Annotated in this window: 6 protein-coding genes; 1 reads left to right on the forward strand and 5 read right to left on the reverse strand. The window is 50.9% G+C overall.

The window, feature by feature from the left end; translation table 11 throughout:
- Positions 1-116: 116 nt before the first annotated feature.
- Positions 117-3,602: a CHAT domain-containing protein gene (locus tag L2082_RS17520; protein WP_446010543.1), complete on the reverse strand. Its 3,486-nt coding sequence runs from the start codon at positions 3,600-3,602 to the stop codon at positions 117-119.
- Between the two features lie 169 nt (positions 3,603-3,771).
- Between L2082_RS17520 and L2082_RS17525 the strand changes: the two genes are divergently transcribed.
- Positions 3,772-4,662: an Abi family protein gene (locus tag L2082_RS17525; protein WP_446010544.1), complete on the forward strand. Its 891-nt coding sequence runs from the start codon at positions 3,772-3,774 to the stop codon at positions 4,660-4,662.
- A 3-nt stretch (positions 4,663-4,665) separates the two neighbouring features.
- Here L2082_RS17525 and L2082_RS17530 read toward each other — a convergent pair whose 3' ends face one another.
- The 4 genes from L2082_RS17530 to L2082_RS17545 all read right to left on the reverse strand — a co-directional run bounded on the left by L2082_RS17530 (position 4,666) and on the right by L2082_RS17545 (position 6,967).
- On the reverse strand, positions 4,666-4,818 hold the full coding sequence (locus L2082_RS17530) for a YgiT-type zinc finger protein (protein ID WP_446010545.1): 153 nt from the start codon (positions 4,816-4,818) through the stop codon (positions 4,666-4,668).
- Positions 4,819-4,881: 63 nt separating this feature from the next.
- Positions 4,882-5,337 (reverse strand): hypothetical protein, encoded by a 456-nt coding sequence (locus L2082_RS17535; protein WP_446010546.1) that lies wholly within the window; start codon positions 5,335-5,337, stop codon positions 4,882-4,884.
- Between the two features lie 54 nt (positions 5,338-5,391).
- The gene (locus L2082_RS17540) at positions 5,392-6,225 is read right to left on the reverse strand and encodes a hypothetical protein (protein WP_446012042.1); all 834 of its coding nucleotides are present in this window, start codon (positions 6,223-6,225) and stop codon (positions 5,392-5,394) included.
- A 298-nt stretch (positions 6,226-6,523) separates the two neighbouring features.
- Positions 6,524-6,967, reverse strand: coding sequence for an HlyD family secretion protein (locus L2082_RS17545; protein ID WP_446012043.1), 444 nt, complete (start codon positions 6,965-6,967; stop codon positions 6,524-6,526).
- Between the last annotated feature and the right edge of the window lie 252 nt (positions 6,968-7,219).

A 7,219-nucleotide genomic window follows, 5' to 3' on the forward strand; every position in this document is an offset into this window, starting at 1 on the left:
GTTAACAGCTCTGGGTATACAACGTAACGGTAAGCTGATTAACGTGAGCCTGAGAGAGCCTCCAACCTGAGGGCTGTCGGGTTATTGCGCCTTATGTCCATTTTACAGAAAGGCTGTCAGGGGCCTGTTTGAGCAAGGAGAGTGTAGATTTTCCATATCTCTGCTGCCGCAGGGTCAACTTTTTCGTCAATAGCTAAAGCTTCTTCTGCAAGCTTGCGGGCTTCTGCAAGACGGTCAGGGTGCTCATGCAGTATAGCAGCAAGGTTACTTTTAGCTCGCGAGGTAGCCAAAAGGTCTCCAGTCTGTTTACCTCCTTTTATGGCTTTTCGGCACCATCCTTCGGCTGCTTGTAATTTTCCTGTTTGAGCATTCACGACAGCAAGCTGATTCCAGGTTTGAGCTGCAAGGGCCAGACTTCCCTGTTGTTCGTACAAGTATGCAGCTTGCCTGTAATGATCGTCAGCTTGATACCATTGTTCATCGTCTTGCAATGCTATGCCGAGCTGATGCTGAATGGTGGCATTCAGGGCCGGTTCCTGGAGGTCTTGAGCCAGTTCAAATGCCTGTTCATAGCACTGTATCGCTTCAGCAATATATTTTTCCTGTAACGACAAGGTGCCAACTTGTATTTTTACAATGACCTGCCCTCGCAGATTACCGACCTCTTTGTACCATCTACGGCTTTGTTTATATTCCTCACGGGCTTCGGTAAATCGCCCCTGAGTTGTCAAGACATCTGCCAGTTCACAATGTACCCAAGCTCGTTGCCCTTTAACCAGCTCGTTCTGTTTCAATTGGTCTGTCACATTAAACGCAACACGAAGTTGAGCCTCTGCAAGATAAATATGGCCTGCTGCTCTTGAACAACGTCCAAGTTTCGTTAGAATCATAGCCCGATTATATGTCGGATCATCTCCTAATGTGAGCAAAATCTCATTGAAGACTTCAGCAGCTTTTTCTGGCTGACCAGAAGCAAACAATTTTTCTCCTTGATTGGATTGTGCCATGAACCAAGCATCTGAGCCACGTTCTCCAATCTGTTGTTCAGCTTTTCGATCAAGCAAAATTGCCTTATTGATCATGCCGAAATAATTTAAGAACGTGTTGACCACAATAGCAAATGTGACTGCATCGACATGTTTGGTATCTAAAGCATTTTGTGCGGCAAAAAGCAAGTTGAGCATTTCTCGGCGGGCAAGGAGACGGGCAGCGTATGGGTTCGTGTTGTCCAGGCGGTACAACTCCCCGGAAAGCTGGTGGTACGCTTGGCAATAGCATTCCATTAGCGCGACCTGCTCCTCTTTACTCAGTTTCTGCCATAAGGCCGGGGACAAGGTCGGGTGGAAACGGAGGAAGGTATTACCTGTATTCGGCACCTGCTCCGCCTCCATAAGCCCGACTTGAAGCAGATGGTTGCGCAGCTCCTGCCAGTGGGCCTCATCAAAGCCGGTTATGTCCCGTACCGCTGCTTCCAAGCATCCCCCCGCAAACACCCCCAACCTCGGCAGCCACTCCCGGCACCGCTCCGGCAGTCGTTCAATGGACAGTTCCAGCGAGGCCAGCAGAGTCCGGTCTTCCCGATCAGCAGGCTGTTCTTCCAGCAAGGCTTCCAGCCGCTCACCCAATTCTGCCGGGCGGCGTTCCTTGAGCTGCTGCGCCAACAGACCGATGGACAGGGGATGAAAATCCACCTGCTGAAACAGGGTGACCAAGGCACTGCGCTGCGGCATCCCGAATTTCGGTTCCGGCGGCAGGCGCATCAGCTCGCCGAACCAGTCCAGGGCATCCTGTTCCCCTAACCCCTTCAGATGCAGGCATTGATGCTCGAAGGTGCCCGCAGTCCGATAATCAGGATGATTGAAATCCGGCTGGCGGGAGGTAAGCAGGACGCGGCTGTCCCCGGCCTCAGACCAGCGGGTCGCCGCAGTCAGCAGCTCAGGCAGACCGGCCCCGTCGGCCAGGGTTTCCAAGTTGTCGAGAATCAACAGCGTCGGAATCCGTTTCAGAGCTGCCTCAGCAGCCTCCGCATCAGGCAGGCTTTCATCCAGCACGGTCGCCAGGGTGCTGATTGTCACGCCCACCGGATCAATTCCTTGAAAACCGGCAAAGCTGACAAAACAGACCCGCTGGAACAACCCGGTCCGCAGCAGCCAATATCCCGCCTCCAGAGCAAGGTAGGTCTTGCCCTGACCGCCGAAGCCGGTGACGGAAAAACGACGAGTTCCCTGAACGGTCAGGGCACGCTCGATTCGCCAGAGTTCGCGGGTTCTGCCGAAGAAACCGGACTCCTGCATCTTGGGCAGGTTATGCTTCCGATCCGGTGCCGGAACTTCGCTCCCGTCCTCCCGGCTCAACAGCGGACGGTTCGGGCCGGTCTGATACAGGGCGGGCAGGAACCAGTCGTGCAGCTCCAAGGTCACGCTCTGATTGCCGCCAGCACTGCGCCGCCGCTCACCCCGCTTGGGATCGAAATACAGGGCGGCACGGGCATCATCCAGAGCCTTGCCCACCGGCTCGCCTCGGAACAGGCTGCTGTAGAAGCGGGCAAAGAGCAGCCCGGCAGTGGCGACTAAGACCTTGTGCGTCATGGCCAGCACTCCGGGAATCCCGGCATGGGTGAGCCAGGCCGCCACGCTGCTCATGGCATCCTCCGCATCCATTGCCGCAGACTGACAGGCGGACAGCACGACCAGGCCGATACGCTGGCGGTGGAACAGCTCACCCAGAATACGGGCTTCCACCAACGCCTTCTTGCCCTGATCATCCTCAAAAAGCAGATAGCCGGTGTGCTTGGGTGCCGCTGTTGTTTCTCCTTTGCTTTCAGCCTCAAGGAGCAGCTCTTTCATATACTGCGGGATATACGTTTTTGCAGCCTCTTTGCCCAGACCGCCGCTACGGTCAAAAACCCCGTGCCCATCAAAATGAATGATATCCACAGCGGGCTGATCCTCATCACGCAGACGTTCCTGAAGTGCCGTGAGAGTGGCCGGACGAAGAAATTCCACCTCCACCCGCCGCTGTTCCTGTTGCTCCAGAGCATCCAGCACCGCCTGCGGATCAGTGCGGGGATTGATAAACCCGGCATCCTCCGGGCGACTGACAATGAAGAGCAAACGCAGCACCGGCTTGGACTTGCGCTTATGGGGCCTGCGTCCCTGCCCGGCCATGGGCAGACGTTGACGGATGGAGATGCGTGGGGTCTCGCCGAACAAAAAAACACCGCCGGATGAACGAAGCAGCTCCCAAGGCAGCGACAGCACTGCCGGATGATCCGCAGCAATGGTGAGCAAACGGCCTTTTTCTTCCTCGTCGCGGAAATTACGGAAGAGTTCATACGCCTTGTCATCCGCCTTAAACACGGCATCGAACAGAGCGGTTCCCCAGCGGGGCAACTGCTCCCGTACCCTGTCGGCCCGTTCATCATCCGGTTCGGCCCTATAGCCGGTGCCGTATTCCTCCAGATACCAGCGGATCTCCTCCATGTCTTTGTTCGTGAGCGGATTGACAAAGGCAAAGGCCGAAGTCATGTCTGCATATTCATCCAGAAGATGGACAGTGACCTGGGTCGGATCAGGGAAGTTGAGCATTAGTTCAGCGGGCATGGAGTTCTCCGGAAGTACAGCATGTTGCACACATGGGATGCAGAAAATAATTGACGGCAAGCATTACTCAGTGTATCATATGTGGTAAAGTTAATTATTGAATAATACCTGTTTCCCCCCATCTTGGATGGGTAATTTCGCAAGAGGGGAAGCAGGTTTTTTTATTTCTATGACCGCATTTACCAAGCAGGCAAAGACACCGGAACAGCTTATTGAGGTACTGAAGCTGCGCAGACTGACTGTTGCAGATTCCAAGCGAGCAAAACGGTATATTCAAAGTATCGGTTACTACCGCCTTTCTGCCTACTTTATTCCTTTTCAAAATTCTAAGGATACGTTCAAACAGGGCGTCACCTTTGACGATATTCTTACCCTCTACATATTTGACCGAAAACTGCGCAACCATGTCATGGACGCAATGGAACGCATAGAAGTCGCTGTCCGCTCTGTTCTTTCAAATACTCTCTGCACTGCACACGGGCCTCATTGGTATCTGGATCAACAGGTTTTCTCAGAGTCATTTCGTTACGAAGGGTTCAAAAAGAACATAGCATTTCATACCGGCAAAAATGATTATCGAAACAGGAATCTTTCCTGCCGACATTATTATGATGTCTACACAGAACCTGAACTGCCGCCCTCATGGATGATCATTGAGGTTCTCCCTATGGGAACATGGTCACTAGTCTATGAATATCTTCGTCGAGGCAAGCTCCGGCAAAAAATAAGTAAATTTTTCTCCTTCAGCACCAACGACTTCACCGGATGGCTCCATGCGCTGACGTTAATTCGTAATAGCTGTGCTCATCATAACCGATTTTGGAACCATACCTTTCCGCCCAAAGCCAGAAATGTTGCCAAGTATACCTATGCGGGAATACCGCTGAATACTCCGTATACCAATCTGGCAATGATTCATGCCTTTCTCTGTTCCTTCACAAGAAATCCAAGTTGGTCAACAGGGTTATATACACTGCTGAAGACCTGTCCCGTTGATATCCATTACCACATGAAGTTTCCTGAAGACTGGGACCGCATTCCGTTCTGGCGACTTTCCTGAGCATCACGCCGCCTGATTGGTCAACTCCAGTGTCTCCCGATCAATCTGCCGTAAAGCCCGTTGGATATGATTGACTTCATTTTCCTCAAAAAGGGGTTCGCCGCATTGCGTACAGACCCATGCAGGGATTGCTTTCCCAGGCAATATGATAGCCATGCCTGTTTGCGCTGAACGGAGCAGTTCCTTTGGTCATTCTGCCTTTGCAGTAATAACATTCCATTATCCCTTCATCACGTTATGCTGCTCGGTAAAATCCCCTCTGCCGCTGTCGATGGTGCTGTTAAGCAGGTCAAGCAGCCTTTTCTGTTCCGCATCCGGATAGAGCGTGTCATCAATATCATCGGCAAACGGTTCAGTATCAATTGTGCCGATAACATCCAGAATCGGGTCTGCTCCCGAAAACATGGCGTTGATCTCCTCGTCTTCCGCCATGATGTCATCAGGCACCTCAACCCTGCCTGCAAGGATGCCTAATCTGCGCTTCCTTTTGGGCTTATGCGGCGCGGTTTTGCCAAAGGGCAGATTACTTCCGGCAATGATGACCTCCTGCTCCGCATCCAAGGCTGCTGCCCGTTCTTTCGTTTTCTCAAAGAACTGTTTAATGTAGTCAGCCACCTTTGTCAGCTGGCTTTCGGACAACTGATTGACCATGCTGATAACTTCCTGACGGGACATGTCTGTTCTCCTGTTTCTTTTTTCCGTATTTTCAGATGACTTTTGAAAACAACCTTAAAATTCGATGCCTGCCTGTTGCAGTAACTTTTCAAGCCTGGCTTTTTCCGCTTCCGCTTTCTCTTTTTCTGCCCTTTCGTAAGCTATGAGCCGCTCCTGAGTCGCTAATTCTTCTAAAATCTCATCTTCCATATTCATATCTTCACAAAGTTCTCTGCTGGCGGAAGCCTTGTGCAGCCGTCTGATGACGACCTTGAATTCATCCGGAAACGAGGATTCCAGGACATCAAGAAAATGTTTACTCTCTTTGCTGGCATTGCTCTGATCAAAGATACTCAGCAGGGTTTCCAGCTTATTGCGATGTTTTTTCCGCAACCGCCCCACTTGGATAATATAACTGTCATGGGTGAGACTTTCTATGAACTCTTCTTTCCGGGTCAGTTTCTCCTTGGTGGCATGGTCGTAATACTCTCTTTTCACATGGATAACCGGGCTGTCATTGTATTGCAGGTTATGTCCGAGAATGTAAATACTTATAATGGGCAGTGCCTTCTTCTTTCCGGTTTTTTCATCCAAGTGGATATTGGACTCCTCCAGATACTGTTTCCCCAGATACTTCCGAAAACGGGTTATATCCGTGGGGAATTTGGCCTTCTGCAACTCAATGAGAACCAACTTACTGCTGCCGTCCGGCTCCCGTATCTTTGCGGCAAAGTCAATCCGTAAGACTGTCAGGCCGCCGCCAGGGAGTTTTCTATTCAACTCGGTAAAGGCGAAGTCAAGGGATTCTATTTCCTGTTCAATGATGTTGGATATGACCAATTTGGCAACCCGCATATCCTGCATCAGGTATTTGAACACGACATCGTACAGGGGGTTTGCGACTTTCATTGGTTTGTTCCTTGGAGTTGACTGAAAAGGTTATATTTTTATGGTTTGGCTCCGTAGGGTGCGCTCCTCGCATCAAAACGGCAACCAAGGGCGGTTCAACGGCCCCTGACTGCGGTTTTACGGCCCTCGGGTGCCGTTGAACCATACCCAGAGATACCTTTTTCCTATCAGCGGATAGGCTGAACCATACCCAAGGATACCTTTTTCCTATCAGCGGATAGGCTGAACCATACCCAAGGATACCTTTTTCCTCTCGCCGGAGAGATTGAAGGTATCTGAAGAGTGATCAATGCCCAGCTCAACCTTTCTCCGGCGAATCCTCGCCACCCTGCCCCTTCTCCTCAAATGGACTCGCATTCACCACCGTATCAGGCCGCAACATCAACAGCCCTTCAACAATCACCTTATCGCCCGGCCCTAACCCTTTAGTCACCAACCATTGATCATCAATCGCCCGATCAATAACCAAGGGACGAAACTCGGTCTTGCTCTCCCCATTGACCACCAGGGCAAAAGGATCACCCTTAGGTGTGCGGGAAACCCCTTGCTGAGGCACCAGAATAGCCTCTTCCCTGACTGCTTCCTGAATAATCGTCCGAACAAACATACCAGGTAAGAGCACCCCGTCCGGGTTGGGAAACACAGCCCGCAGGGTCACAGAACCAGTAGTCGGGTCCACAGTCACATCACTAAACTGAAGCGTACCATCCTGAGAATAGGGTGTATCATCCTCCAGGATCAACGCCACCTTATTATGAGCTTCGCCACTAATGGCACGACTTTAAGGCTTGGCCTTTATGAACGAGTTGTATTTATTGAGAATTCAGAAAATTAATTTAGCCACAGATGTCATAACATATTGACACGGCTATTGATTTCTTGTAATAATGAAATTTTCACATCAATAAGCTACAGAGAGACATATGACATTTTCAAAACCAATCAAAAAAATCGGTCACCAAATTAACAAGCTAAAAGCCCGCTTCTGTCAATC

Source organism: Candidatus Electrothrix sp. (genome assembly GCF_052785085.1).